At 46.5% G+C, this 26,411-nt stretch carries 27 protein-coding genes; 4 read left to right on the forward strand and 23 right to left on the reverse strand.

Translation table 11 applies throughout. The features are described 5' to 3' along the window. Positions 1-341 precede the first annotated feature (341 nt). Positions 342-953 carry a 30S ribosomal protein S4 gene (rpsD, locus tag AC0J5I_RS14240; protein WP_086985403.1) on the forward strand — a complete coding sequence of 204 codons (612 nt, stop codon included), beginning with the start codon at positions 342-344 and terminating at the stop codon, positions 951-953. 126 nt (positions 954-1,079) lie between these two features. Here rpsD and AC0J5I_RS14245 read toward each other — a convergent pair whose 3' ends face one another. From AC0J5I_RS14245 to AC0J5I_RS14290, 10 genes are all read right to left on the reverse strand, one after another. Beyond that, entirely contained in the window at positions 1,080-1,709 is a 630-nt protein-coding gene (locus AC0J5I_RS14245) for a DUF1054 family protein (RefSeq protein ID WP_475301262.1), read from the reverse strand. A gap of 81 nt (positions 1,710-1,790) precedes the next feature. Continuing rightward, positions 1,791-2,753 carry a siderophore ABC transporter substrate-binding protein gene (locus AC0J5I_RS14250; RefSeq protein ID WP_475301266.1) on the reverse strand — a complete coding sequence of 321 codons (963 nt, stop codon included), beginning with the start codon at positions 2,751-2,753 and terminating at the stop codon, positions 1,791-1,793. Between the two features lie 19 nt (positions 2,754-2,772). After that, complete coding sequence (locus tag AC0J5I_RS14255; protein WP_475301270.1) at positions 2,773-3,534, reverse strand: iron ABC transporter ATP-binding protein; 762 nt, start codon at positions 3,532-3,534, stop codon at positions 2,773-2,775. After that, positions 3,531-4,493 carry an iron chelate uptake ABC transporter family permease subunit gene (locus AC0J5I_RS14260; RefSeq protein WP_475301273.1) on the reverse strand — a complete coding sequence of 321 codons (963 nt, stop codon included), beginning with the start codon at positions 4,491-4,493 and terminating at the stop codon, positions 3,531-3,533. Before AC0J5I_RS14260 ends, AC0J5I_RS14255 begins: the two co-directional genes overlap by 4 nt. After that, on the reverse strand, positions 4,490-5,443 hold the full coding sequence (locus AC0J5I_RS14265; RefSeq protein WP_475301277.1) for an ABC transporter permease: 954 nt from the start codon (positions 5,441-5,443) through the stop codon (positions 4,490-4,492). The genes AC0J5I_RS14260 and AC0J5I_RS14265 overlap by 4 nt, the downstream gene beginning before the upstream one ends. Positions 5,444-5,683: 240 nt before the next feature. After that, a complete protein-coding gene (locus AC0J5I_RS14270) occupies positions 5,684-7,192 on the reverse strand; it encodes a helicase HerA-like domain-containing protein (protein WP_107995913.1) in 1,509 nt (502 codons plus the stop codon). A 160-nt stretch (positions 7,193-7,352) separates the two neighbouring features. Next, the gene (locus AC0J5I_RS14275) at positions 7,353-7,901 is read right to left on the reverse strand and encodes a cysteine hydrolase family protein (RefSeq protein WP_107995914.1); all 549 of its coding nucleotides are present in this window, start codon (positions 7,899-7,901) and stop codon (positions 7,353-7,355) included. An 11-nt stretch (positions 7,902-7,912) separates the two neighbouring features. Then, entirely contained in the window at positions 7,913-8,605 is a 693-nt protein-coding gene (locus AC0J5I_RS14280; RefSeq protein ID WP_107995915.1) for a 5'-methylthioadenosine/adenosylhomocysteine nucleosidase, read from the reverse strand. Positions 8,606-8,638: 33 nt separating this feature from the next. Next, positions 8,639-9,046, reverse strand: a complete 408-nt coding sequence (locus AC0J5I_RS14285; RefSeq protein WP_107995916.1) for a hypothetical protein — start codon at positions 9,044-9,046, stop codon at positions 8,639-8,641. A gap of 1 nt (position 9,047) precedes the next feature. Then, positions 9,048-9,608, reverse strand: coding sequence for an NUDIX domain-containing protein (locus tag AC0J5I_RS14290; RefSeq protein WP_107995917.1), 561 nt, complete (start codon positions 9,606-9,608; stop codon positions 9,048-9,050). A gap of 211 nt (positions 9,609-9,819) precedes the next feature. Between AC0J5I_RS14290 and AC0J5I_RS14295 the strand changes: the two genes are divergently transcribed. The 3 genes from AC0J5I_RS14295 (at position 9,820) to AC0J5I_RS14305 (ending at position 12,270) form a co-directional block, all read left to right on the forward strand. Beyond that, on the forward strand, positions 9,820-10,539 hold the full coding sequence (locus AC0J5I_RS14295) for a 5-bromo-4-chloroindolyl phosphate hydrolysis family protein (RefSeq protein ID WP_475301295.1): 720 nt from the start codon (positions 9,820-9,822) through the stop codon (positions 10,537-10,539). An 11-nt stretch (positions 10,540-10,550) separates the two neighbouring features. Beyond that, entirely contained in the window at positions 10,551-11,774 is a 1,224-nt protein-coding gene (locus AC0J5I_RS14300; RefSeq protein WP_107995919.1) for a toxic anion resistance protein, read from the forward strand. Positions 11,775-12,018: 244 nt separating this feature from the next. Further along, a complete protein-coding gene (locus AC0J5I_RS14305; protein ID WP_107995920.1) occupies positions 12,019-12,270 on the forward strand; it encodes a GlsB/YeaQ/YmgE family stress response membrane protein in 252 nt (83 codons plus the stop codon). Positions 12,271-12,441: 171 nt separating this feature from the next. Here the strand turns inward: AC0J5I_RS14305 and cspD are convergent, their stop codons facing one another. The 13 genes from cspD to mraY all read right to left on the reverse strand — a co-directional run bounded on the left by cspD (position 12,442) and on the right by mraY (position 26,345). After that, on the reverse strand, positions 12,442-12,642 hold the full coding sequence (gene cspD / locus AC0J5I_RS14310) for a cold-shock protein CspD (RefSeq protein ID WP_107995921.1): 201 nt from the start codon (positions 12,640-12,642) through the stop codon (positions 12,442-12,444). A gap of 280 nt (positions 12,643-12,922) precedes the next feature. Then, positions 12,923-15,703, reverse strand: a complete 2,781-nt coding sequence (gene ileS, locus AC0J5I_RS14315) for an isoleucine--tRNA ligase (protein ID WP_475301306.1) — start codon at positions 15,701-15,703, stop codon at positions 12,923-12,925. Positions 15,704-15,993: 290 nt separating this feature from the next. Next, positions 15,994-16,656, reverse strand: a complete 663-nt coding sequence (locus tag AC0J5I_RS14320; protein WP_107995923.1) for a DivIVA domain-containing protein — start codon at positions 16,654-16,656, stop codon at positions 15,994-15,996. Between the two features lie 29 nt (positions 16,657-16,685). Continuing rightward, positions 16,686-17,465: a YlmH family RNA-binding protein gene (locus tag AC0J5I_RS14325; protein ID WP_107995924.1), complete on the reverse strand. Its 780-nt coding sequence runs from the start codon at positions 17,463-17,465 to the stop codon at positions 16,686-16,688. A gap of 39 nt (positions 17,466-17,504) precedes the next feature. Next, entirely contained in the window at positions 17,505-17,792 is a 288-nt protein-coding gene (locus tag AC0J5I_RS14330; protein ID WP_086985419.1) for a YggT family protein, read from the reverse strand. A 12-nt stretch (positions 17,793-17,804) separates the two neighbouring features. Beyond that, positions 17,805-18,278 carry a cell division protein SepF gene (locus AC0J5I_RS14335; RefSeq protein ID WP_107995925.1) on the reverse strand — a complete coding sequence of 158 codons (474 nt, stop codon included), beginning with the start codon at positions 18,276-18,278 and terminating at the stop codon, positions 17,805-17,807. 23 nt (positions 18,279-18,301) lie between these two features. Next, complete coding sequence (locus AC0J5I_RS14340) at positions 18,302-18,985, reverse strand: YggS family pyridoxal phosphate-dependent enzyme (protein ID WP_475301320.1); 684 nt, start codon at positions 18,983-18,985, stop codon at positions 18,302-18,304. 2 nt (positions 18,986-18,987) lie between these two features. Beyond that, positions 18,988-20,277 carry a cell division protein FtsZ gene (gene ftsZ, locus AC0J5I_RS14345; RefSeq protein ID WP_475301325.1) on the reverse strand — a complete coding sequence of 430 codons (1,290 nt, stop codon included), beginning with the start codon at positions 20,275-20,277 and terminating at the stop codon, positions 18,988-18,990. Between the two features lie 45 nt (positions 20,278-20,322). Beyond that, the gene (ftsA, locus tag AC0J5I_RS14350; protein WP_107995928.1) at positions 20,323-21,639 is read right to left on the reverse strand and encodes a cell division protein FtsA; all 1,317 of its coding nucleotides are present in this window, start codon (positions 21,637-21,639) and stop codon (positions 20,323-20,325) included. 254 nt (positions 21,640-21,893) lie between these two features. Further along, complete coding sequence (locus AC0J5I_RS14355; RefSeq protein WP_475301331.1) at positions 21,894-22,838, reverse strand: cell division protein FtsQ/DivIB; 945 nt, start codon at positions 22,836-22,838, stop codon at positions 21,894-21,896. Positions 22,839-22,856: 18 nt separating this feature from the next. Then, positions 22,857-23,957, reverse strand: a complete 1,101-nt coding sequence (gene murG / locus AC0J5I_RS14360) for an undecaprenyldiphospho-muramoylpentapeptide beta-N-acetylglucosaminyltransferase (protein WP_475301335.1) — start codon at positions 23,955-23,957, stop codon at positions 22,857-22,859. Positions 23,958-23,972: 15 nt separating this feature from the next. Next, the gene (murD, locus tag AC0J5I_RS14365) at positions 23,973-25,361 is read right to left on the reverse strand and encodes a UDP-N-acetylmuramoyl-L-alanine--D-glutamate ligase (RefSeq protein WP_475301337.1); all 1,389 of its coding nucleotides are present in this window, start codon (positions 25,359-25,361) and stop codon (positions 23,973-23,975) included. 18 nt (positions 25,362-25,379) lie between these two features. Continuing rightward, complete coding sequence (gene mraY / locus AC0J5I_RS14370; protein ID WP_107995932.1) at positions 25,380-26,345, reverse strand: phospho-N-acetylmuramoyl-pentapeptide-transferase; 966 nt, start codon at positions 26,343-26,345, stop codon at positions 25,380-25,382. Between the last annotated feature and the right edge of the window lie 66 nt (positions 26,346-26,411).

Raw genomic sequence — 26,411 nt, forward strand, 5'->3', positions numbered from 1 at the left:
TTTTAGTATAACATAGAAAGAACCAATCAGAAACCAGAAAATAATAAGGGAACGGAATTCCTTTCCTTGGAACAGTGAAAGCGTTCCGCTGCCAGGCAAAGTCTGAAAAACATCACTTTTCCATTGCATTAACTTCTGTTGTTTGGTACAATAACCTTTGTGTAAAATAATGCAGCGAGAAAGAAGCACCCGCGTCAACAGTTCATCGCCATCGTTAGATGGTTCAATTGCGTACCCTTGCGGCTGCATAAGGTGAAGATTGAAGGATCAACTGCACGCATTGCTGACTTATCATTCTTATTTTACTCCAAAAATCAAACATTTATTGGAGGAATTTTATTATGTCACGTTATACAGGACCTAGCTGGAAACAGGCTCGTCGTTTAGGAATCTCCCTTTTGGGAACAGGTAAAGAATTGGAGCGTCGTCCATACGTTCCAGGTCAACACGGCCCTAACAACCGTAAAAAATTATCTGAATATGCTATGCAATTGCAAGAAAAACAAAAATTGCGTCACATGTACGGCATGAACGAACGTCAATTTGCAACTTTATTCAAAAAAGCTGGTAAAATCAAAGAAGGTAAACAAGGTGTTAACTTCATGATCTTATTGGAACAACGTTTGGATAACGTAGTTTACCGTCTAGGTTTAGCTTCTACTCGTCGTCAAGCACGTCAATTAGTTAACCACGGTCACGTAACTGTCGATGGCAAACGTGTTGATATCCCTTCATACGAAGTGGCTGTTGGCCAAGTAATCGGCTTGCGCGAAAAATCTAAAAACTTAGTAGTTGTTAAAGCTGCTGCTGAAGCTTTGTTCGGACGTCCAGACTTCATCACCTTCGACACAGAAACATTCGAAGGTTCATTGAACCGTCTGCCAGTTCGCGAAGAATTGCCAGCTGAAATCGATGAGTCATTCGTAGTAGAATACTACAACAAATTAGGCTAATCTCCCCGGGGATCAGCTTCAAGGAAACGGCAAAGCAATTTGCCGTTTTTTTTGTACAAAGAAAAGGACTGAACAGCGATCAATCCTGCTGTTCAGTCCTTTTTTGGTTTGTCTTAGGTTCCGCATTTAGCGATACTGTTCCATGCAGGCCCGGTAGATCGGCAGCAGTTCACGGAGCGTTTCCTCCATCACTGCCAGCGTGCCTACTTCCGTCGCCAAGCGCGGATCGGCTGGCGCCAACTTGCGTCCAATCAGCAATTCAGCCTTCTTCACATCCCGCAGTCGGACTAGGATAGGCGGCCAATCGACAGCCTCAATCGGCTGCACAGTCGGAACGGTATGGTCGACCGAAACGACGTAATCACGCGGCAACTGCTCCAACTCAGGAATCCGTTCCAACAAAGCGGCAGCCATCTCTTTTTCTTTGACGGGTTGATCAATCAGGCAAAGATAAAAGCTGACTCCCTCTTTCGCAATCCCAATCTGGAAATGCGGATACTTTTTGTAGCCCCTCGTGTCCCCACCGATGGCGCACCAAGTATTCTCGGGTGCATACTTCGTGCGGCGCAGGTGCTTGGCGACATGCACGGGAACCACCGATTCATCATGCTCTTCCGAAACGATGAGGCGGGCCCCCGCTGCCGCGAAATGGCGGAACTTGGGTTGGATCCGTTCGCGGATGCCTGTCATCCTTTCGTCGAGTCCCTGAATGTCAAAAACGTTGAAGTCTTCCTTGCTGAAGTGATTTTCTGCCAAACCGTGCACCTCTTTCTGATTTCCTTCCCTCATTATAGAGAAAAAACCAACATATGGACAATCTTTTGATTCCGCTTTTGATTACTGGAAATCCGCTGCGATCTCTTCGACCATCAGGTGGATTGATTCTATCCCGCCGCCGGAGAGATACCACAAGTCGGAGGACAGGTTGATGATTTTGTTATTTTTATAAGCATCCGTTTGGTAGACGAAATCATTCTCCAACAGCGCCGCGTTCTCATCGGATGCTGTCCCGATCGCCGCTGTGCGGTCGACGACAAACAAAATTTGCGGGTTGATTTCCAGCAATCCTTCGTAGCCGACGGACTGTCCATGTGTGGAATCCTCGATCGCTGCATCGACAGGAGTGAAGCCCAATGTATCGTAAATGAAGCCGAAGCGTGAGCCTGTGCTGAAAGCGGACATGCTGCCATCGTTCAGGAGCAACGTCAATGTTTTCTCGCTGATTCCCGCGGTCTTCGCTTGCACGGCCTCAATCTCTTCGTTCAAAGTAGCAATGGCTTCATCGGCTGCAGCTTCTTCGTCAAAGATAGTACCTAAAGCAGTGATGTTCTTTTGGACCGAACCCCAATAATCCGTGTAATCGACACTGAGCACGACTACGGGTGCGATTTCCTCCAATTGTTCCGCAAAGTCCACCAATCGGTTCGAAATGATGATGAGCTCCGGCGCCAAATTCGCCAACGCCTCCACATTCGGTTCCTTAAGCGTCCCTACATTCTCGAATTGATCTGCTGTATCAGCCAGATAAGCCGGCATGTTTTCGGTCGCCGTGCCGGTGACTGCATCCTCTTTACCCAATGCGATCAATGTGTCCAAATGTCCAAAATCCAAAACAGCCACGTTTTTCGGGTCTTTGGGCACTTCTACGGATCCGCGTGCATCCTCGATGGTCACCGTTGTTTCGGCTTCCGCAGTCGCTGTTGGTGAATCTGCCGCATCGGCAGCCCCCTCCTGGGCGCCGCAAGCCCCAAGTGTGAGGGTCGAAACCAAGCTTATGATTGTTTTTTGCCATTTTTTCATTTTTCCATTCTCCTCTATGTTAAATTGCTTGATAGGTGCAATGTTTTTTTCCATCCGCAGTCGTGATGACTTCCAAGGGTATTTCATATAATTCCTGCAAAACTTGTGTCCGGATGACTTCCTCGACCGTGCCGCTCTGGAACACTTTTCCGTTTTTCATGGCAATGATGTTGTCCGAAAAAACGGAAGCAAAATTGACGTCGTGGATGACGACCAGAATGGTTTTACCCAATTCATCCGCCAAATTCCGGATGGTCTGCATCGTCACGATGCTTTGTTTCAGGTCGAGATTGTTCAGCGGTTCATCCAATAAGATGTACTCTGTATCCTGCACCAGGATCATCGCGATGGCCGCCCGCTGGAGTTGCCCCCCAGACAGAGTATCCAGATAGCGGTTTGAGAATTCCCCCAGGTTCAGATAGCCCAGAACCTTATCGATCATGGCATGATCCTCCTCGTTCAGCCTGCCCTTCGTATAAGGGAACCTGCCGAACGAAACCAATTCGCGGACCGTCATGCGCACTTGGTAGGCATTCTGTTGTTTCAGGATCGAAAGCTCCCGCGCCAGTTCATCGGATTGCCATGCCTCAATTTCTTTCCCGTGTATCGTCAATATCCCCTCGTCCTTTGTCAACAGACGGCTGATGACCGAAAGGAGTGTGCTTTTGCCTGCCCCGTTTGGACCGATGAAAGCCGTGATTTTTCCTTTCTCGATCGCCAGAGAGATGTCATCCAATACTTTTTCATCCTCATAGGCTTTGCTGACATGACTGATTTTCATAACTTGCTCCTTTCCTTCCATAATAACCAAAAGAAGTAGATTCCCCCGAACAGTTCGACGAGAATGCTCAAATTCGTCTGCAGCTTGAAGACTTCCTCTGCCAGGAATTGTCCGGCCACGACCATCACAAAACTGAGCAGACTCGCACCAGGCAACAGGTAGTTCAGGCAATACGTCCTGAACAGACGATAAGCGATGTTCGCCGCCACAAACCCGAGGAACATCATCGGTCCGACGAGCGCTGTGGAGACTGTCATCAGCAGGATGACATGCATGAAGGTGAGCTTGGTCTCTTTTTCGACGGCAACCCCTAAATTTTTGGCCATTTGTGTCCCCAGCCCCAAAACTTCCAATACCTTGCGCTTACGCCACAAACTAATGATCGAAAACACGGCAATCGGAACAGCCAAAATAAGTACGGAATCATTGATATTCTGAAAACTGGCATACAACTTCGTCTGCAGTTTGTCATACTCATTCGGGTCCATCAGCACTTGCATGAAGGAACTGATGCTGTTGAAGAAGGTACCCATGATGAGCCCAATCATCAGGATCACCTGCATATCGTAATTTTTCCGGTTCCAAGAAAGCCGGTACAGCAAAAAGTAACTGCCAAGCATCAGGAACAACAGAAAAATGAACTGCCATTCAGCATTCAATTGGTTGCCCAGCAGCGAAAAGCTGAAGAACATCAACACTGTCTGCAGGAGGCGATAGAAGGATTCAACCCCGAGGATGCTGGGGGTCAAAAAATTGCTATGCACGACCGTCTGAAAGCTGACTGTTGCAAAGGCAGTGCTGATGCTGATGACCGCAAACGTCAAAAGCTTCGTGCTCCGCAACTTCATAATGAATACATTTCCGTTGCCTTGGTTCCAAAAGAAATAAAGGAAAGCCAACGCCACCGCCAGGATAGCCAACCGTTTCATGATGATGCGGTTGTTCAACACGTTTTTCATGCGGGTCGCCCTCCCTTCAGCAACAACCAGAGGAACAAGCCGCCGCCGAAAACACCCAATACCGTTTCCACCGGTATTTCGTATGGAGGAATGACCGATCGGGCGAACACATCACAAAGCAACAAGAAAATCGCTCCGAACAGCGCAACCTTGCCATGTGTATTGCGGATATTATCGCCGAAGCGCAACGAGACGAGATTCGGGATGATGACTCCCAAAAATGGCAGATTGCCGACCGTACTAAGGATGACGGCGACCGCCAAGGAGACGAACAGAGTCCCGATGAACAAGACGGCTTCAAAAGGCAGACCCAGGTTTTTGGCCGCGTCTTTCCCTAAGCGCGCAATCGTAAAATGATCGGCAAAAAAATAAAGTGCCAAAAATAACAGGAAAATGAGGTACATCCCCTCATATTGTCCTTTGATGACCAAAGAAAAATCCCCTTGCATCCAAGCGGAAAGATTTTGGGTGACGTTGAAGCGGAAGGCAAAAAAATTGGCGATCCCTCCCAAAATATTTCCGTACATCAGACCCAGCAAAGGGATCGTCATCTGGCTCTTGAAAGGCAAGCGATTCACGACCACCAAAAACAGGAAGGTTCCTGCCGCTGCAAAGAGGAAGGAAAGAGTCATTTTCCCCACAACGGATAAGCCCGGAAAGAAAATCATGCCGCACAGCATGCCCACTCTCGCCGCATCCACCGTACCGACTGTATCGGGAGCGGCAAATCGGTTCTGCGTCAATGATTGCATAATCAGCCCGGATAAGGACAATCCTGCTCCAGCCAAGAGAACCGTAATCGTCCTAGGCAGCCGTGACGACAACAGTATCAAACGGTCTGTGTTGCTCCCGACCAGAAACTGTTCCACCGAAAATGCAGCAGTCCCCACACCCAGGGACAGCACCATCGCTCCTACCAATGCCAGAACGAGCAGCATTTTTCTCAACATCTATTCACCATCTTCCAAAAACAACTCCTTAATGATAACGATTCTAATTGAGAATCATTCTCAATTGACGGTATAGGTGCTATTCTACTGGATACTGAAATAAAACACAATACCAAACATGAGATTTCCATGAAAAAAAGTAAGCAACTTTAAGGGGAACGTTTTCATCTCTCGGGTTCATCCGAAAAAAGGAAAACGAAAAGACCAGCCCTTGTGTGGACTGGTCTTATTGAACTGTATTCATTTTTTTAGGATGCCCAAAATACCGCGGGAGATGACGCGGCCCACTTCCCTGCCTACTTGCGACATCAAATTTTTCGTGAATCTGTCCATCGTCGAATCACGGGAACTGCTCGCCCGTTTTTGTTGGGTTTGTTCTTTTTGGCGCCCTTTTTCAAGTTGCTTCACCTGTTCGGCTTTTCCCCTGTCCCTTGCGGCAAGCTCTTCATTTTCCTCCAACTCAATCGCTTTGATTTCCGATAGTCGCTGCAGTTGTTCGTAAGAGGACTCTCTGTCGATTGTATCGCTGTATTTATAATACAACAAGGAGCGGTTGATTTTTTCTTCTTTGACAAGCGGATCCAGGATGCCCATTTTGCTCTCCGGCGGATAAATCATGACTTGCTGAACATAGCCGGGAATTCCTTCCGGATCGAGAAAGGAGACCAACGCTTCACCGACCTTCAGTTCCGTCAATTTCTTGTCCAATTCTTCCCCCTCTAGCTGCCGGAATGTTTCGGCGACCGCCTTGACGGTCTTCTGCTCCCTAGGGGTAAAGGCTCGCAAAGCATGTTGAATTTTGTTGCCTAATTGGCTAAGAATAGCATTCGGAAGGTCGGTGGGATTTTGCGTCACAAAATAAACACCAACTCCTTTGGAACGGATTAGCCGGACAATGAGTTCGATTTTTTCCTCAAGAACATCCGGAACGTCTTGGAAAAGGACATGCGCTTCATCAAAAAAGAAGACAATTTTGGGTTTATCAAGATCGCCGACTTCCGGTAATTGCTCATACAGCTCAGAAAGGAACCACAGAAGGAATGTCGAGTAGAGTTTTGGAGACATAAACAGGCGATTCGCCATCAAAATGTTTACATAACCGCGTCCGGCTGGATCTGTTTTCAATAAATCCTGGATATCGAACATCGGCTCCCCAAAGAATAAATCCCCGCCTTGTTCCTCGATCACCAATAAACCTCTTAAGATTGCGCCGATCGATTGCTTTGAAATATTTCCGTATTCCCGGCGTAATTCTGTGGCGTTGTCTCCGACAAAATTCAGGATCGCCCGCAAATCTTTGATGTCGATGAGCAAGAGTTGTTTCTCATCCGCCACTTTGAACGCAATGTTCATGATTCCTTCCTGCGTTTCATTGAGCCCCAACAGACGCGACAACAGGATCGGCCCCATATCGGAAATGGTTGTCCGAACCGGCACACCGTTCGATCCAAAGATATCCAAAAGCTCAACGGGGTAAGCGCGCGGCTCAAAATCCTCTGGCTGCAGTTTCGTTACTCGCTCCATTATTTTTCCGCTCAATTCACCCGGTTCCGCAATGCTTGCCAAATCACCTTTGATGTCCGCAAGGAATACCGGAATCCCCGCTTTGCTCAATTGTTCCGCTATCACTTTCAAAGTTACCGTTTTCCCCGTACCGGTCGCTCCAGCGATCAAGCCGTGGCGATTCAGCTTGTCCAAATGGATGATTGCCGGTTTGTCCCCTTTCCCGATCACCAGTTCGTGGCGCATCCAAAACCCCTCCTTAGCCTGACATCTCATCCTTATTGTACAATATTTTGAAAAACCCTTACAAACATAAAGCACTTCCTTTTCTGAAATAATAGCGTCCTAAAGTGCCGCAGACAGCAAAAACCACTCCCCCATTTTCGGTTGAGTGGTTCAGGCCTGCTTAATTGATGATTTCAGCTCCCAAAGAACCGGCAAAATGCCGCAATGCCCATTCGTGTCCGATTGGATCGAAACTTGCGACAGCTTTCTCATGGATGACAATTTTGTATCCGAGATTGTACGCATCCACAGCTGTATGCAGGATGCAGATGTCAGTACAGACACCCGTCAGATGGATTTCGGTAATGCCGCGTTCCCTGAGACGGATGTCCAAATCCGTAACGCTGAATGCGGAATAGTGGCGCTTGTCGATCCAATGAACGGTTCGGCTCTCTTTATGCGCATCATAAAGTGCTGCCAAAGACCCATACAGTGTCCTTCCATCGGTTCCCACAAGATTATGCGGGGGGAAAAGATTATTCTCAGGATGGTAAACGTCCTCTAGATCATGACAATCAATAGCAAAAACGACAAAATCACCGTTCTCGATAAAGGCCTGCGTGATTGCAACCAACTCCGATTCGATGAGCTGGCCATCCGCTCCAGTCGTCAAGGCCCCGTCTGTCGCAACAAAATCATTCGTATAATCGATCGACAACAATGCTCGCATGAACGTCTCCCCTATTCTTCGCTATTTTTCAGTAATTCGATGACCATTTCCGCGGATTTCTTTCCGGCTTCGACGATGAACTCGTCGAACGTCAGCGCCGCACCCTCGCTCGCTCCGTCCGAAATGGCACGGATGATCGCGAAGGGTGTGCCCAATACATAGCAAGCCTGGGCAATTGATGCGCCCTCCATTTCGGTCGCATAGGCGTCAGGAAAATGTTCCTTGATGCGGTTTGTGCCGCTTTCGGAAGCGATAAAAGAATCGCTGGAAACAATCGTCCCTTGCACGGCATGCAAACCGACTTTTTCAGCTGCCCGCGTAATCTTTTCGACGATTTTTTTATCAGCTGTATAATAATGGGGCATCTGAGGCACTTGTCCCACAGAATAACCGAATGCCGTAGCATCCACATCATGATAAGCAACTTTATCCGCTACAACGACGTCCCCCACATGCAAGTCTGTGTTTAATCCTCCAGCCGAACCGGTATTGATGACGAAATCGGGACGATAACGATCAATGATGAAGGCGGTCGCTATGGCTGAGTTGACTTTACCGATGCCTGACTGCACCAATACTACATCCTGATTTTCGATCTTGCCTCGTGTAAAGGCGAGATGAAAATGTACTTCCTCTATCTTTTCAGTCATATTTTCCAACAAAATACGGTTTTCTTCTTCCATTGCTCCAATAATTCCGATCATGAGTGTTTCCTTCCTTGTAGCTGCATTGTTAAATCATAAGACGAAGGCTATCACAAAAACCAAGATGATCAACAAGATGACAATCAGGATGGCTTTGTTCAGATAGTTGTCCAGTTTTCTGCCTCTTTCTTTGTCCGTCAGACGCTGCACCTTAGTTGAAGCTGCAGGTTTGTCTGCTTTTCGGAACAGCTTCGCCTTTGGCTTGGCAGTCTTAGCTTTATTACCGTTCTCCGACCTTTTCTTTTCGGTTGGAACACTGCTATTCTCTCCCGCAGAAACAGTTTGCTGCTTATTGTTCTTTTCCGTTGCCGGAGCGGAACGCTCTGTATCTTTTACCCGCGGAGCGACTTTCTTTTCATCTGTCCCCGGTTTTGTTGTTTGGTCCCTTTTGTACTGACGATAGCGTTCCCGGGTGATCAGCGGTTTTTTTGGTTCTGACATACTATCCCTCTATTCTTTCACGCAAAAGACGCATCTCCCAGTACAGCATGGCATAGATTGTTTTCGAATCGCAGATTTCTCCGGACTCCTGCAAGACTTTCGCTTCGTCGTATGTCAATTCCAAGATCTCAATGAATTCATCCTCATCCATCGGCAAAGAATTATCGACTTTCGTCAAGCCTTCCGCCAGATAGATTGTGATCCGCTCATCCAAATAAGCCGGTGTCGGATAAAAAACCGTCAATTCGGACCATTTTTCCGCACGATAATCTGTTTCTTCCTCTAGCTCACGGATCGCTGCCAGCAAAGGTTCAGCATCGGATGTCTCCAATTTACCTGCCGGGATTTCGACAACGGTCCGATCCAATGGTTTGCGGAACTGTCTGACCATGACCATTTTCCCGTCGGAAGTGAAGGGTATCATCGCTACAGCTCCCGGATGCCTGATCATCTCTCTGACTGAAGTTTTTCCGTTCGGCAACAATACTTCTTCCCTCACCAAATGCAACAAGACACCGTCAAATATTCTTTCACTTTTCAATGTTTTTTCTTCAAATTCCATTTTATGTTCCTCCCAATCTACTATCCGAATCATGTATTATCATAACCTATCTTTTCCGCTATTTACAAGAGCCGCGAGAGATTCAGCGCAAATGGGTGTTGACGTTGAAAATCATCCTTTCGGCCGATAGGTGCTTAATAGGCTTTTATGCTAAAATAATAGCATAAGCACAGACGAAGTGAACAGCACGTTATTAAAGGAGGAAAAATTTATGTGGAGCAACATCAAGGATATATTGAAATATACGTTTTCCAGCGTAATTTGCCTGATTGCATTAGTGATATTCTTTTTCATCTTCGAATTCGATTTCTGGACTTCAATCGGGATGACCATCGGCTTGGGCATCTTTCTATATTACGTCCAAAACGGCGGAAGCATGCAATGGTCACGGAAGACCAAGCAACAAAGAGGCGCACTGGGAAAAGTGAGCACCGAAAAAGAAGCCTTCTACCATTCAAAAGGGATGACGAAGGAACAGATTGCCTATTTCCGCAACACGATGGATCAAGCCAAAAATACGATCCAAGACATCGAATCGAATCTGCAGCAGCGATCAAAATTGAAAGCTATCGCGGCACGCAACGATACGGTGGACATACTGAAGGATTTCTTCAAAAATATCGTCAATCAGCCTAACCGACTGCACGAAGTCGATAAATTCCTATACACCAATCTCCCCAACCTGAAAGAGCTGACAGAAAAATATATCGCAATCGATGGCCACGTTTCCAAGACGAAAGAGACCTACACAGCCTTGGATAACTGCTCCAAAACAATCGATGATATGTGTCGTCTGATCGCTGAAGATTACGTGCGCTTCATGTCCAATGATATCGAAGATATGGATATCGAGTTGGAACTTGCCAAGCAAGTTTTGAAAAGGGATAATGAAGGAAAAGGCAGCGAAAATGCTTTGGACGAAGAGATATAGGGGGAATACTGATGGACCAATTTGATGCTACCGGACTAAACAAACAAACAGACAGCAAGGATGTCAATCAAGAATTGGACGATTTGCTGGCCAATCCTTTTTCAGATCCATTTGCGCAACCAATAGCGGTTGCCGACAAAACTACAGTTGCGGCCGAGGTGATCAACCCGGACCGGCTGATCGACCGGTTGCCGGAAGAAAGACAAAAACAAGCGATGGCATTAGCCGGCCAAATCGATGAGAACAATATGCAAGCCATCATCAGCTATGGCGCTGCGGCTCAAAAGCAATTGGGGGAATTCTCCCATTCGATGCTGGACCATGTGCAGAACCAGGACACTGGTGAAATCGGCGATTCCTTGAACGACCTGATGTACAGGCTTAACGAAGCCAAACCGGAAGACCTGCGGGCCGAGGACAACAATGTCTTCCGCAAAATCTTCGGCAAGGTAAAGCAGTCTGCCTATGAAATGACGGCAAAATACCAGAAGATAGGCGCCCAAATCGACAAAATCGCAATCAAACTGGATAAAGAAAAGAATGGCCTCCTGAACGACAACGTTACGTTGGAACAGCTTTACCAAAAAAACAAAGATTATTTCGAGGCCTTAAACATCTATATCGCGGCCGGTGAAGTGAAAATGGAGGACCTCCAGAAAAAAGCGATCCCGAAAGCGATCCAGACTGCGGAGGTTTCTCAAAGTCAAATGGATGTGCAGATCGTCAACGATCTGAAACAGTTCCTTGACCGTCTCGAAAAACGGACCCATGACTTGCGCTTGACCAGACAGATGACGATCCAACAAGCGCCACAGATCCGTTTGATCCAAAATACAAACCAGGCATTGGCGGAAAAAATCCAATCTTCGATCCACACTGCCATTCCCTTATGGAAAAACCAAGTGGCCATCGCCCTTACCCTTCTGCGCCAAAAAGATGCAGTAACGGCTCAAAGGCAGGTATCTCAGACCACGAATGATCTGATGCGCAAGAACTCCGAAATGTTGAAAATATCAGCCATCGAAACCGCTAAAGAAAATGAACGGGGTGTGATCGATATCGAAACGCTCAAACAGACACAGCAGGATTTGATCGAAACCTTGGAAGAGACGCTGAAGATCCAGCAAGAAGGCCGAATCAAACGCAGAGAAGCCGAAAAGGAACTATCGCTGATGGAGAACGATCTCAAAGTCAAACTGTTGAATATCCACCAACAGGAACAACAAATCAACTAATATTACAGGGCCGTCTCGAAAATTGAGGCGGCCTTTGATTTTCTCCTTAATGCAACCTCGTATGGTGGAACTTCCCCTTTTTCGAAATCAAATTTAACAAACTATTCCTTCTATTTTCAGAAACCCTCTCATCTCGAGGGCATATTATTTGTAATGTGACTCATTTTATATATAATAAGAGTATAGTTAATTGGAAATAACTATATTGTTACCGCACTTGTAATTAGAAAGAGGAGGAAAAAAAATGGGCTTAATTTGGTCTTTAATTGTTGGTGGTATCCTAGGCGCTTTAGCAGGATCGTTCATGGGTAAAGATATTCCAGGCGGCATTATCGGAAATATCATTGCTGGTTTCATCGGTTCATGGTTAGGAACAACTTTATTTGGAGCATGGGGTCCTGAAATCGGAGGATTCTACATCGTTCCTGCATTAGTCGGAGCAGTCATCCTGATTTTCATCGTATCCTTCGTTATGAGAAGCACGAGAAGAAAGTAACCTCTCCCTAGCGAGCTTACGCAGACTGATGTCTGTTATCTGATAAAAGCGTTGTTTTACGATCCTGAAAAGGATTGTCGAAACAACGCTTTTTTTTGCATGTGAAAAGCGCACCGGGAGTAATAAAACACCCGATACGCTTTGAATTCGCTAATGTTAAAAAGAATACGATTATAATTTTACAACGTTAGCTGCTTGAGGACCACGGTTGCCATCAACGATTTCGAATTCAACATCTTGGCCTTCTTCTAAAGATTTGAAACCTTCGCCTTGGATAGCTGAGAAATGCACGAATACATCGTCTTTTCCGTCAACTTCGATAAAACCAAAACCTTTTTCGCCATTAAACCATTTTACTTTGCCTTGTTCCATAATCGTGTAATACCTCCAAAATTTTCATTGGTAAAATGCTAATACAAATATTTACTATCATATTAGTACAAGTTACTAATATAATTATAACGAATATCTTGCGCGATTTCAAGAGAAAGTTATGCGCTTTCTTTGGAAAATGAATCAACCGTGGACAAAAGCTGCTCCTTCGGCCTAAAATCAACAGAAGCACACAAGAATGACGTCAAATGACGTCCGCTTGCGTGCTCCTTACTTATTGTTTGCATAATTTCAACGTTTTTTTTCAAGCTGAGGTAGTTTATGCTTCTTCCTGCACGAGTGCTTCTGGAAATTCAGATCTCACAATATCTGCACAGCGTTCGCATAAGGATGTTGCATCCTCGATTGTTCCGACCTCTTCTTTGATGGCACGGCATCTTTCGCAGGTTTCCCCCTGTGCATGCTCCACAAGAATGGCAAGATTATCGAACGGCATCGCTTCAGCTGGAGCAGCTGCCAATTCTTTGATGTCAAGCTGTGAAACGATGAATAATTGTTCCAGGTTCGCATTAAGAGACGCGAACAATGCTTTTGTATCTTCATCAACAAACAAGGTCAGATGCGCTTCAAAAGATTTTCCGATCGTCTTTTCATTACGCGCTACTTCCAATGCTTTCAATGCAGCATTGCGGATATCCATGAATTTCTCCCATTGGCCTAAAATCGCTGCTTGGTCTTCACGGACGCTGCTTTCCGGCAATTCAGCCAGTTGGGCATATTGTTCCTCTTCCTTCAGGAAACTCCAAATTTCTTCGGTTGTGTGCGGGATGATCGGCGTCAAAAGTTTTGCCAACTTAACCAATACTTCGTAAAATACGGTCTGCATGGCGCGTCTTTCTAGATTATCCTCTTTTTCGATATAAACGACATCTTTCGCAAAATCAAGATAGAATGCCGATAAATCAACTGTACAGAAGTTCATGATCGTTTGGTAGATGGTCGAGAACTCATATTCTTTGTAGGCTGTCACACATGTTTCAACTACTTGATCTAAGCGCGCCATCATGTATTGATCGACACTGCGCAGATCAGCATAAGCCACTGAATGTTCTTTTGGTTGGAAATCTTCCGTATTTCCGATCAGGAAACGCATGGTGTTGCGGATTTTGCGGTACGTTTCGGAAACCTGTTTCAGGATTTCGTCGCTGATTCTGACATCGGATTCGTAGTCGACACTGGATACCCAGAGACGGACGATGTCTGCGCCCATATTTTTGACGACTTTTTCCGGCAGGACAGTATTACCCAATGATTTGCTCATTTTGCGGCCTTCCCCATCCAAAACAAAACCTTGGGAAAGGACTGTTTTGTAAGGTGCTACTCCGTTGATCGCAACGCTAGTCGTAATGCTTGAATTGAACCAACCACGGTATTGATCGGAGCCTTCCAAGTACATATCAGCAGGGAATGTCAAATCTTCCCTTGCGCGTAGCACAGCTTCATGTGAGGAGCCGGAATCGAACCAAACGTCCATGATGTCCATTTCCTTCGTAAATGTGCCGTTCGGGCTGCCTGGGTGCGTGAACCCTTCAGGAAGCAAGTCTTTCGCTTCTCTTTCGAACCAGACGTTCGATCCGAATTCACCGATCAATGTCGCAGCGTGGTCGATTGTTTCCGGCGTGATGACAGGTTCTCCATTTTCCGCATAGAAGATTGGCAACGGAACGCCCCAAACGCGTTGACGGGAAATGACCCAATCCCCACGATCGCGGATCATGTTGAACAAGCGGACTTTGCCGGATGGATGCAGCCACTCAACATTTTCGATTTCGTCAAGGATGTCCTGACGGAATTTGTCGATGGATGCGAACCATTGTGGCGTTGCGCGGTAGATGACTGGTTTCTTTGTGCGCCAGTCATGCGGATAGCTGTGGACGAAGAAGTCCAGTTTCAGCAATGCGCCTTTTTCAGCCAACAATTCGGTGATCAGCTTATTGGCTTTGTCGTAGAACACGCCTTCGAAACCTGGCGCTTCAGCCGTATAGCAACCTTTGTTGTCGACCGGTGATAATACTTCCAGACCATATTTTTTGCTGACAATGTAGTCATCCTCACCGTGTCCTGGAGCGGTATGGACCAACCCGGTACCTGCTTCAAGCGTTACGTGCTCCCCTACCATGATCAATGATTCGCGATCATAGAACGGATGCTGGACTGTCATGTACTCCAACTCCGAGCCTTTCAGTTCCTTCAGGATTTCCACCGATTCCCATCCGATGGCTTCCTTGACTGTGCCCAGCAATTCTTTTGCGACCACAAATTTTCTTCCGTCAGCGGAAACAACCACATATTCGAAATCAGCATTAGCGGAGATGCCTAAATTTGCCGGTAAAGTCCACGGCGTAGTTGTCCAGATGACGAATGCAGTATCGTTATCCAACAAGCCTTTGCCGTCTTTGACCTGGAAAGCCACATAGATGGAAGCAGACTTCACATCTTTGTACTCGATTTCGGCTTCCGCCAGCGAAGACTCGCTTGAAGGCGACCAGTAGATCGGCTTCAGGCCTTTATAGATGTAGCCTTTTTCAGCCATTTTTCCGAACACACGGATTTCGGCTTCTTCATATTTCGGCAACAAAGTCACGTATGGATTTTCCCAGTCGCCTGCGATACCCAAACGTTTGAAGACGGTTCGTTGCCCGTCGATTTGATTCCAAGCATAATCTTCACACAATTTACGGAAATCGGCCAAGCTCATCGCTTTGCGGTTCACGCCTGTATTCGTTAAGGCTTGTTCAATCGGCAGACCATGCGTATCCCAACCCGGGACAAATGGCGAGCGGAAGCCGGACATGGATTTTGAGCGGACGATGATGTCCTTGCTGATTTTGTTCAAGGCGTGGCCCATGTGGACAGCACCGTTGGCATATGGCGGGCCATCGTGAAGGACAAATGTCGGTTTATGCGCATTTTTTTCTTGTCGTTTTGCATAAATATCTTTTTCTTCCCAATCCTTTTGCCATTCCAGTTCACGGACAGGCAGGTTGGCTTTCATAGGGAAAGACGTTTTCCCCAGGTGCAGCGTTTCTTTCATTTTCATTGTCGGAAGCTCCCTTATCATTAATTTTTTCTACAAAAAAAGACCCGTCTCCAAAAGGGACGAAGTCTTCGTGGTACCACCCAAATTTAAAGCGACAACGGCCGGAACAGGCTGTCATGCTTCCTCATTCAAACCGTTAACGCTGTTCAGGCGACCTTTTTTACTTGTGTTTGTTCAAAAAGATTCTCATGGAGGATCCTTAAAATAGAGGGACTTATTGGCCTTTCACCATTTGCCAATTCGCTGGAAGTTTCTTTTTTTCGGGTGTTCCATTCTTCAATACATAGATTTTACTTGTTTTCTTCTGGAATTTCAATAGCCTCTACTGCAGCTTCCTCAAGTTTCTCTTCAGCTCTGGCTTCTTCGGCCAATCTTCCGCCGATTTCGAATTCGGCAGCATCTTCCGAATTGGCGACCAATTCGTCGATGATGCGTGTGCGATTGGATAATACTTCATTCAAGGTAGGGGTTGAAACTTGCCCTTCCGGTGAAGCATTCAACAAGTTGTTCCATTCATCATTCATGATGAGGTTCAATTGCGACTCAACCAAAAGTTGCAGTTTCTGTTTGAAGTTGCGGCTTTCCTTGCGGACTCCGTCAGTTTCTTCATTGATTTTTGTCGCTTTTCCAGCTGCTTCATGCAACAAGCGATCCGCACTCTTTTCGGCTTCGAACAAAATAATCTCGGCTTCTTTGCGCGAATTTTCTTTCAGTCTGTCGGCAGCATCCTGCGCCACTACGATAGACTTGTTCAAAGCATCCTGCAAGTTGCTGAAATACTGAAGTTTTTCTTCGGCAAATTTCAGTTGCTTTTGCAGATCTTTATTTTGTTTGATGACTTCTTCAAATTCTTTTGTGACAGTATCCAAAAAGTCATTGACTTGTTCTTTATCGTACCCTTTTATTTTGACAGGGAATTCCTTGTGTTGAATATCTAATGGAGTCAAGCTCATCTTATACACACCTTTCGTTCTTGTCATTCTTATTTGTACAATACGCCGAATTCGACGCGCCATTTGTCTTTCTTGGACTTTCCTTCTATAGCCTTTATCTGAATCCGGCCATAACCGCGGATGGACACGATATCCAACAGCCCTAATTCGAAATCGGGACGTTCAAATGCGGCCCAGTTCAATTTCACTTTTCCGCTGCTCACCAATTCTTTTGCACGTTGTCTCGATATGTTGTAGATGGCTGCGATCACTGTATCCAACCGTAGCGAGCTGACCGTGTCATGTACAATCGTCCAATCATCGATAGGAGTGATCAGATCAGTGTAGGTCCGGTTTTCCAGGCGGACACTGACCTTCCCTATCTTAGTGACCTGCGAATGCACATAGCTTGCTATATTCGACGCCAACAGAAACTGCCAGCGTGTGCCATCAGACAGGATATCGCCGAAAAGTTCCCTTTTCATGCCGGTTCCGATCAGCGTCCCCAGTATTTTCCCATGGGTCAGACTGGCAAATTTCGATGGGTACACAACTTCAGTAAGCTCCATTTCAAAATCGCTTTGCGTCGGACTGAAATACTCGGGGCAAATGATTGCCCGCTTGCGTTCAGCCGCTTCGTAGCCCCCATAGAATTGGACATGGATTTCACCTTTTTTCCCGACCATCATCTCAAGGATGTATTGCTGTCTCGGATCCAAGAAATCCGTCAAATACGGTGAATAGGTTTCCTCCGCTTGCGTAATCCAAGATTGGGCACTGTCAATGAATGGTTGCTCTTCCTTGCGAAAATGTTGATAAACTTCTTGCATACGTATCCCTCACTTTTTCGTTTGATGAAAAAATGTCCGTCAATTCAGCATTCTGATCAGGAACAGGATAACGACCTGCGCTCCATACTCCACCAAATTCAGGAACAGGATGCCCGCCACTACACTGAAGCTCATCATGCCTACAGATGGGATCAATCTTCTGAATATATCCAGGTAAGGCTCCACAATGCTGGAGATAAAATAGCCGAATTTGGAACTTCTGGCTCCCGGCAACCAACTCATCAATGCGTATACAAGCAGGACGGTTGAATAGGCCGATATGCCCCAACGGATAATCTGTAAAAGCCAAATCAATATTTGTGTCATTTTGTTTCCTTTCTAGTAGAACGAACGCTCTTCCTCCAGTGTTTCGTCCAGTGCGCCTTCGACTCCGACTGAAGCGGGGGTGCATAAAAAGATTTCATCGCCAACGCGTTGGATTTCTCCCCCAATCGCATATACCGTTCCGGTCAGAAAATCCACGATCCGTTTTGCTTGTTCCGCATCTATCCTTTTGAAATTAAGGAGGACTGCTTGGTTCTTCAGCAGATTATCGGCAATCTTCTCCACCTCGGAATAGACTCTCGGCTCCACGACATGGATGCTGGCTTTTTCGGTCATTGCTTGTTGGTTCATAGGAATTACCTTTGCTTTCGTCGATCTTTTTTGGGTGCTCCGTTGAGATGGAGCACCTTCTTCATTGCGCTCGGACCTGCGGACTGGAACGACTGTCGATGGTTCCTCGACTTCCTCAAATCCGTCTTCCTCGTCTTCAATGACAAAGTACTTTCGGAATAAATCTTTCAGACCCATAAGACCCCTCGCTTCTTCTTCGTCTATGCTTCTGTTTCAGCAAAGAACGCCGAGCCGACGCGTACGAAGGTCGCACCTTCGGCAATCGCTACCGGATAATCTTGGCTCATGCCCATGCTCGTCTCCGTGCATGGGGCATAAGCCAAGTTCAACGCCGCTACTTGCTCTTGCATTATTTTCAGATCTTTAAAGCATTGACGCAACTCCACGTCTGTCGCATCAATGGGTGCCATCGTCATCAATCCGACAACGATGATGTTCGGAAAACTTTCCAGACTCTGGATGAAAGGCACTGCCTCGGATGCGGAAAGCCCATGTTTTGAACTTTCACCTGTAACATTGACCTGCACGAAGCAAGAAACAGGCTGCTCCGCCCGCTCATTGATTTCCTTTGCCAATGACGGACGATCCAGTGCGTGGAAGTAGGCGATGCGATTGATCACCTGCTTCACTTTCCTTGTCTGTAAAGTACCGATGTAATGCCAGCTGATATCTTCTTGCGGAAGAGCTTCTTGCTTTTCGAGCAGACCTTCGAGGCGATTTTCTGCAAAGTGGCGGTAGCCCAAGCGGTACAATTCTTCCACTTGCTCCACAGGTTTCGTCTTCGTGACGGCGACCACCGTCACATCTTCGCGTTTGCGTCCGGCTTTCAAGCAGGCTGCTTCCACAGTTGACTCCACTTCCCGGCAATTTTGCTCAATATTCATTCTTATCTGCGTCTCTTGCGGAAGAAAGGTGGTGTATCCAATGAATCCTCTCCACCGTTTTTATCTTCTTTATTTTCGTGATAACGTGGATAATTATTTTCTGTTTGTTTTACAGGGTATTCTTCTGGCTCAGGTTGAACCGATTGGGGTGCCTGTTCCCTTACGTTTGTGTCTCTGCGGATATCCCAGTCGCCGAATAGGTCTTTGGCTGGTTTTTCTTCTGCTCTTTCAGTCGGAACTTGTTTCTCCGGGTTTGCAGCAGGTGCGTTCCCTACTTCTTTACGTCCCTTAAAAGCACTGCCGCCGCGATTAGCGGTTTTTTTTTCATCTTTTTTTTTGTCGTCGATCCCTGTAGCGATTACTGTAACGATAACTTCGTCGCCCAAGTTTTCATTGATGGAAGTACCGAAGATGATGTTCACTTCGGATGATGAAGCTTGTGCTACGATATCACTTGCATCTTGTGCTTCGAACAACGTCAAGTCTGAACCACCCGTGATGTTCAACAAAATCTGCTCGGCGCCATCGATGGAAACTTCCAACAATGGGGAAGAGATAGCTTTTTTGGTTGCTTCTGCCGTACGGTTTTCACCCGAAGCGATACCGATACCCATCAAAGCAGAACCTTGATCTTTCATGACGGTCTTCACATCAGCAAAGTCCAAGTTGACATATCCTGGAGCAGTGATCAAGTCTGAGATCCCTTGAACGCCTTGACGCAATACATTATCGGCTTCGCGGAAGGCTTCCAGCATAGGCGTCTTTTTGTCGACGATTTCCAACAGACGGTTATTTGAGATGATGACCAATGTATCAACGTTTGCTTTTAAATCAGCGATACCCTCTGCAGCATAACGTCCTCTTTTAGGTCCTTCAAAAGTGAACGGACGCGTCACCACACCGACAGTCAATGCGCCGAGATCTTTGGCGATTCTGGCTACGATAGGGGCTGCACCAGTACCGGTACCGCCGCCCATTCCGCATGTGACAAAGATCATATCTGCACCAGCCAAGGCTTCAGAGATTTGTTGTTCACTCTCTTCTGCAGCTTTGCGGCCGACTTCAGGAACTGAGCCTGCGCCCAATCCTTTCGTCAATTTAGGCCCGAGTTGAATTCTTGTCTCCGCACTTGATGCATTCAAGGCTTGTGTGTCCGTATTGGCCACGATGAATTCAACACCTTTAACGCCTTCTTCGATCATACGGTTAACGGCGTTGCTACCTGCCCCACCGACACCGATAACTTTAATTTTTGCTCCATCACTCATGCTTGAATCGAATTCCAATTCCATTTCATTTCCTCCTATTTCATAACATTCTTTTTATGTTCAGCGTGATTATTCAAATAGATTATTGAACCAACGTTTTAATTTCCCGACTAAGCTTTCTTCGTAATGATCCTCATCGGCATATGTCTCATTTTCATAGACAGGTTCTTCGATGACTGTCGGTTGTTTCGCAGTTTTGGATTGCAAAGGGATCACTTTACCTGTCACTTGCACTTTTCCTTTGGCAACACGGTAAATGTCATCCAGACCCGCCACATACTTAATTAGGCCGATGCTCGTTGCATAGATGGGGTTGCGCATCCCCATCTGCTCCGGAATGTACAATTTGACATTGATTTCGAAGATTTCTTTTGCCAAATCGACGACGCCCGGCAAAGCCGCTGCGCCTCCAGTCAGAACGATACCGCCCGGGAGGTCGCGAGCTTCAACTTTATCCAAGGCACGTTTGATGTTTTCGAAAATCTGCGCAAGACGCGCTTCGATGATTTCGGACAGATATTTCTCATCCACTTTTACTGGTTCTTCTTTACCAATCGTTTCGACAGGGAAAAATTCCTCATCGGAGGTATCTTCGGAAATGGCATAGCCATATTCACGTTTTGCGCGCTCCGCGTTTTCCAAGGTCGTGTTCAAGATGATGGAAATGTCTTTGGTAACAAGATCGCCGCCCTCAGGATCAACAAATGAAAATTTCAATTGATCGTCGTGCATGACAGAGGCGCTTGTTTGGCCGCCACCCATGTCGATAAGGATGGTCCCGAAATCCCGCTCGCCCTTATTCATGGCTACGCTTGAAATGGCCAATGGTTGTACAACCATATCTTCGATTTGAAGACCTGCTTTTTCTACACAACGTTTGATGTTATGGATGATTGTTTTCGGACCAGTGATCATGCTTGCGTACAATTCAAGACGTACGCCGATCATGCCTCTTGGGTCTCTGATGCCATCGAACCCATCTACGATGAACTCTTCCGGGATGACGGAAATGATTTCTCTTTCTGGCGGAACGGAACGGACTTTTGCCGCAGCAAAAACGTTCTGGACGTCCTTGTCAGTGATTTCCTTGTTTTCGCTTGCGACTGCATACATCCCATGGCAAGGTTCGATGCTGATTTGATTGCTTGGTATGCCTACGATGACGTTTGATATCTGAATATTCGCTTTTCTTTCAGCTTGACTGACTGCACTGCGGATCGATTCGACCGTTTCATCGATATCAACGATGACGCCACGGCTGAGACCTTTGGAAATTTCATTACCGACTCCAATAATGTTCATTTGATCTTTCACATATTCTGCGACTACAACTTTTATTGAAGTGGTTCCAATATCTAGACTGACGTATATTCCTGAATTCTTCATGGTTTTATTGAAACCTCCGTTTGACATAATGGCTTGTGTAAACATCCGCATTGTTCCGAAAAAAATTATCGGTTACTGATACGTGATGCCAGAAAGCTATACCTTATCATTTTATCATAATAATTCTTCATTTACGAAGATTTTTACAAATAATTCTATCAGAAGGAAGTCTGACAAAAGTTCTTCAATCCCTCAACAATGATATCGATCATTGTTCAAGGATTGACTGCAAGTCAATCCTAATCTCTTTCAGCTCATTCGACTGGAGTGGCGGAATCTGCCGAAGCCGCCGCTTCCTCTTCCGTCGTTTGCGCAAAGGGCGTAAAGTAGACACCCACTTCAAGATCGATGGTCCCTTTCGCCTCGCCTAATTGGCTCACGATGTCAGGGTAGTATAAGATCTTCTCGGCAAAAGATGGCAAGATCGCCTTCACTTCATTGCCGTCATTCATATATACCGTGATTGCATATGGATTTTCTTCCGTTCCGGTATATTTGATTTCAGAGATGCTGTTCTGGACACTGTCAGTCAATTGCGTATATTGTTCGAGCAGGTCTTCCAGATTCTGGTTCATTTCAAAGCTTGTGATGATCGGGTTATTCCCGATCGGAACCTTTAATTCCGTGTCCGCCACAGTGCCATTCTCCAGAACATTATAGTAGCTGCCGCCCGAATAAACGTAGGCAATGGTTTCGTGTTCCGTAACATGGATCGTGACATCGTTCATGCCGCGCAACGTCACTTCCGCTGTTTTGACCACGGGCAAAGTATTAGTGATGTAAGCATCGATTTTTTCGTCATTCCAGACGACACCCAAGGCGGTCAGCTTCCCCGTAATGTGGCTGGCATCGATGATACTTTGTTCCGGAACATCTTCGGCCCCTTCCACATAGATGTCCTTGACTTTACCGTAAGGAGAAATCAGAAAACTGCTGCCGATGGCCCCAATCAAGAAAATGCTGTACCATCCAAGATACCCTGGCCGCTTGTCTGTTTTTGTGGTTTCGGGAAGGTGTTTTCTTGATTTGAACTTTTCTTTTTTCTCTTCCAGAAAACAATGCATGCGGCCGTTTATGGTGATTTTCTGCTTTAACTGTGTCTTATTTTGCTTTTCCGATTCAGCAGTTGCGCGCTGCCAGGGAGTCACTTCCGACGAACGCTTACTGTTCAGCTTCTGACGGATTTTTCCAAAAATCATCTGGCCCCCCTCCCTTTCTCATTTCTTCAAAGTCAAGATGACATCGATGATCCTGTCTGATGCATCGGTTATACCCATCTGCTTGGCTTGGAATGCCATTTCTTTGCGTGCTGTTACATTAGTCATCAGATTATCGATGGCTTCAAATAATGATTGTGCCTGCAGGTCTTTCTCGAGAATCATTTCGGCTGCCCCATTTTTCACTAGGCTTTCCGCATTTTTTTGCTGATGGTTGTTTGTGACATAGGGACTGGGGATCAGGATACTCGGCAAGCCCAAAGCCATCACTTCCGTCAATGTGGTCGCTCCGCTACGCGATACGATTAAGTCGGTACGCTTAAACAATTTCGGCATATCATGGATGTACGGCACAATACGGATGTTATCCAAACGGTCCGTCAACGTATTGATTTCTTGCTCCACCGCATTGTAGTGGATTTCTCCGGTTGCCAACAGAACTTGATACGGCCTGTTTTTGAAGAGCGGGTAGGCGGCTACGAAAGAGTCATTCAGTTTTCTGGCTCCGCGGCTGCCGCCAAATATCAAAACAGTCGGCAACTCTTCCTTCAATCCGTAGTCCTTCAGATCAGCACTTTCTTTCAAGGAGGCTACTTCCTGCGCCCGGGGATTCCCGGTGAAAACAATCTTCTCTGGATAGGCGGAGAAGTCTCCGCGGGCATCCTCAAAACAAATGCAGATGCGATCCACAACTCGGCTCAAAAATTTATTGGTGACGCCTGCTACTGAATTTTGCTCATGAATGATGGTTGGCACGCTCAGTTTGGATGCGGCATACAGGACGGGGGCGCAAACATAACCACCCGTCCCGATAACGACATCCGGCTGGAAATCCTTAATAATTTTCTTTGAGTCCGAAATGCTCTTGATCATCAAGTAGACTGTCTTCAGGTTCTGAAGCGATAAACTTCGGCGCAGACCTTGGATTTTGACCGATTTGAAGGCAACGCCCGCCTTCGGTACGATTGTGCTTTCCAAACCGCGGTCTGTTCCCACGTAAAGGAACTCGCTGTCCGGATATTTTTCTTTGATTCGGTTCATCAGGGCTAAAGCCGGGTAGATGTGCCCGCCTGTTCCCCCACCGGATAATACTATTTTCATAAGCACATAGGTTCTTTAGAAAGAACCATCCTCCTCACTCGTGGCTTTGACCAAGGAATGGACAGCATCTGTGAATGTTTTGCCGCGCACTTCAAAATTTTTGTACTGATCCCAACTCGCGCAGGCCGGAGACAACAGAATCGTTTCGCCTTCTTCACTGTACTGGTAACTGATTGGAACCGCACTGGCGACATGATCCGTCACGACGATTTCTTTGATTCCGGCTTTTTCTCCCGCATCCTTGAGTTTCTCGGCAGTTTCCCCGAAGACGATCAGCGTTTTCACGTTTTCAAGAAAGGGAACGAGCTCATCGAAGGTATTCCCACGGTCCAATCCTCCCGCCAACAGGATGATTGGTGCCCGGAAACTGCTCAGAGCCGTTTTGGTTGCGAGGATGTTGGTCGCTTTCGAGTCATTGTAGAATTTTCTTCCGTTGAGCTCGGCTACGAATTGGATCCGGTGCTCTACGCCATAAAAGAGGTGGAAGGCTGATACGATAGCGACATTGGCCACACCCGACAGTTTCGCTACAGCGATCGCAGCAAGTGCATTTTCGACATTGTGTTCGCCAGGAACCCTCAAATCGGAAATATCCATCACTTTTTCGCCCTTGAAATACAGTGAACCTTCTAATGCATAGGCGCCATCATTCAGAACCTGCGTGCGTGAAAAAGGAACGATTTGCGCTTTTGAAAGCTGAGACATTTCACGCAATTCCGCTTGATCCCAATTCAAAACAAGATAATCATCCGCGGTTTGGTTCTCGGTTATACGCCACTTCGCTTTGACGTATTCTTTGCGGTCCCCATGATAATCCAGATGGGCTTCCGTGATATTGGTGATGACGGCGATGGCAGGACGCATCGCTTCGATACCCATCAATTGGAAGCTGGACAGTTCCATCACGACATCGTCGTCTGCAGTCGCCACACGCGCCACTGCGGATGCAGGCACGCCGATATTGCCGGCTTTATAGGCTTTCCCTATTTTTCTGCCTGCATTCAAGAGGTCAGCGATCATCGTCGTGGTAGTGGTCTTTCCGTTCGTGCCTGTCACACCGATCAGGCGGCCTTCGAGAATTTCTGCTGCCAACTCGACCTCTGTCAACACTGGGATTCCCAATTCAAGAGCACGTTTGACCATCGGATTGTTGTAAGGGATGCCCGGATTCTTGACCATGAACGAGAAAGATTCATCCAATAACTCGATTGGATGGGATCCAGCGATGACTTTGATTCCGGATGAAATCAACTCCTTCGCATCCGGATTGTCGTTCAATTCCTTTGCGTCATTGACTGTGACCATTGCACCCAGTTCCAAGAGCAGTTTGGCCGCATTCATCCCGCTGAGCGCCAAGCCCAGCACCAATACTTTTTTGTTTTCAAATCGATTATTTGTTTTCATGTCTTTTTCTCCTTTCGCTTAGACAAGCAGCCACAAGGCTAAGATTGCAGAAACTAGACCGACCGCCCAGAAAGTCAAGACGACGCGCCATTCGCTCCACCCACTCATTTCGAAATGATGATGGATCGGAGACATCTTGAAGATGCGTTTGCCGCGCAATTTGAAGGAGCCTACCTGCAGCATGACGCTGGCCGTTTCAATGACGAAAACAAGGCCAATCAGCAACAAGGACCATTCCAGATGCAACGCCAAGGAAACAACAGCGAGTCCGGCACCCAATGCCAACGAGCCGACGTCGCCCATAAAAATCTTAGCTGGTTTTTTGTTGAAAAAGAAGAAACCGATCAGGCCGCCTACAATCGCGATACAAAACAGTAGTACTTCCAATTGTCCTTGGCGGTATGCCAATATGCCGTATGCAGTATAGGCGATGCCTGCTGTGCCGGCAACCAATCCGTCCAATCCATCGGTCAGATTCACAGCATTCGAAAAACCTGTGATCCAGATAATCGTGAATGCAGCGAACACGAACCAGTTATGGATCTGTCCCAAGAAGGGAATGGTGATCAGAGGATCTGAGCCCGACAAGAAGAACAGCGCGACGAAGACGAAAGACCCGACCAATTGCGAAATGAACTTTTGTTTGGAAGTCAGCCCTTCATTTTGTTTTTTGAATATTTTCAGGAAATCATCCAAAAAACCGATAGCTGCAAAAAACAACAGAACAAACAGCAACATAGCCAATTTTACGGTGAGGACATCTTTCCAGATTGCTGTCCCGATAACGGTAAGGATTGCAGCAATGATGAATACGACTCCGCCCATCGTCGGTGTGCCACTTTTCACTTGATGCCATTTCGGACCTTCTTCCCTGGTGATCTGTCCGAATTGTTTCAATTTAAAATAGCCGATGAAAATTGGCATCATGCTGATTGTAAGGGCAAAGCTGATCGATAATGGCAACAGCATTTCTGTCCAATGCATATGATTTCCTCCTAATAGGTGTTTTACATTTTTTGATTGATTAATTTTATGAGTGTTGCTTCTGAA

It is taken from the genome of Trichococcus sp. TS_SC_9 (genome assembly GCF_056156325.1).

Excerpts from the sequence above, each read along its gene's own strand:
- rpsD (WP_086985403.1), top strand. The coding sequence starts at position 342 with ATGTCACGTTATACAGGACCTAGCTGGAAACAGGCTCGTCGTTTAGGA.
- AC0J5I_RS14250 (WP_475301266.1), bottom strand. The coding sequence starts at position 2,753 with ATGAAAAAATGGCAAAAAACAATCATAAGCTTGGTTTCGACCCTCACA.
- AC0J5I_RS14255 (WP_475301270.1), bottom strand. The coding sequence starts at position 3,534 with ATGAAAATCAGTCATGTCAGCAAAGCCTATGAGGATGAAAAAGTATTG.
- AC0J5I_RS14260 (WP_475301273.1), bottom strand. The coding sequence starts at position 4,493 with ATGAAAAACGTGTTGAACAACCGCATCATCATGAAACGGTTGGCTATC.
- AC0J5I_RS14265 (WP_475301277.1), bottom strand. The coding sequence starts at position 5,443 with ATGTTGAGAAAAATGCTGCTCGTTCTGGCATTGGTAGGAGCGATGGTG.
- AC0J5I_RS14270 (WP_107995913.1), bottom strand. The coding sequence starts at position 7,192 with ATGCGCCACGAACTGGTGATCGGGAAAGGGGACAAACCGGCAATCATC.
- AC0J5I_RS14275 (WP_107995914.1), bottom strand. The coding sequence starts at position 7,901 with ATGCGAGCATTGTTGTCGATCGATTATACGAATGATTTTGTTGCGACA.
- AC0J5I_RS14280 (WP_107995915.1), bottom strand. The coding sequence starts at position 8,605 with ATGATCGGAATTATTGGAGCAATGGAAGAAGAAAACCGTATTTTGTTG.
- AC0J5I_RS14285 (WP_107995916.1), bottom strand. The coding sequence starts at position 9,046 with ATGTCAGAACCAAAAAAACCGCTGATCACCCGGGAACGCTATCGTCAG.
- AC0J5I_RS14290 (WP_107995917.1), bottom strand. The coding sequence starts at position 9,608 with ATGGAATTTGAAGAAAAAACATTGAAAAGTGAAAGAATATTTGACGGT.
- AC0J5I_RS14295 (WP_475301295.1), top strand. The coding sequence starts at position 9,820 with ATGTGGAGCAACATCAAGGATATATTGAAATATACGTTTTCCAGCGTA.
- AC0J5I_RS14300 (WP_107995919.1), top strand. The coding sequence starts at position 10,551 with ATGGACCAATTTGATGCTACCGGACTAAACAAACAAACAGACAGCAAG.
- AC0J5I_RS14305 (WP_107995920.1), top strand. The coding sequence starts at position 12,019 with ATGGGCTTAATTTGGTCTTTAATTGTTGGTGGTATCCTAGGCGCTTTA.
- cspD (WP_107995921.1), bottom strand. The coding sequence starts at position 12,642 with ATGGAACAAGGCAAAGTAAAATGGTTTAATGGCGAAAAAGGTTTTGGT.
- ileS (WP_475301306.1), bottom strand. The coding sequence starts at position 15,703 with ATGAAAATGAAAGAAACGCTGCACCTGGGGAAAACGTCTTTCCCTATG.
- AC0J5I_RS14320 (WP_107995923.1), bottom strand. The coding sequence starts at position 16,656 with ATGAGCTTGACTCCATTAGATATTCAACACAAGGAATTCCCTGTCAAA.
- AC0J5I_RS14325 (WP_107995924.1), bottom strand. The coding sequence starts at position 17,465 with ATGCAAGAAGTTTATCAACATTTTCGCAAGGAAGAGCAACCATTCATT.
- AC0J5I_RS14330 (WP_086985419.1), bottom strand. The coding sequence starts at position 17,792 with ATGACACAAATATTGATTTGGCTTTTACAGATTATCCGTTGGGGCATA.
- AC0J5I_RS14335 (WP_107995925.1), bottom strand. The coding sequence starts at position 18,278 with ATGGGTCTGAAAGATTTATTCCGAAAGTACTTTGTCATTGAAGACGAG.
- AC0J5I_RS14340 (WP_475301320.1), bottom strand. The coding sequence starts at position 18,985 with ATGAATATTGAGCAAAATTGCCGGGAAGTGGAGTCAACTGTGGAAGCA.
- ftsZ (WP_475301325.1), bottom strand. The coding sequence starts at position 20,277 with ATGGAATTGGAATTCGATTCAAGCATGAGTGATGGAGCAAAAATTAAA.
- ftsA (WP_107995928.1), bottom strand. The coding sequence starts at position 21,639 with ATGAAGAATTCAGGAATATACGTCAGTCTAGATATTGGAACCACTTCA.
- AC0J5I_RS14355 (WP_475301331.1), bottom strand. The coding sequence starts at position 22,838 with ATGATTTTTGGAAAAATCCGTCAGAAGCTGAACAGTAAGCGTTCGTCG.
- murG (WP_475301335.1), bottom strand. The coding sequence starts at position 23,957 with ATGAAAATAGTATTATCCGGTGGGGGAACAGGCGGGCACATCTACCCG.
- murD (WP_475301337.1), bottom strand. The coding sequence starts at position 25,361 with ATGAAAACAAATAATCGATTTGAAAACAAAAAAGTATTGGTGCTGGGC.
- mraY (WP_107995932.1), bottom strand. The coding sequence starts at position 26,345 with ATGCATTGGACAGAAATGCTGTTGCCATTATCGATCAGCTTTGCCCTT.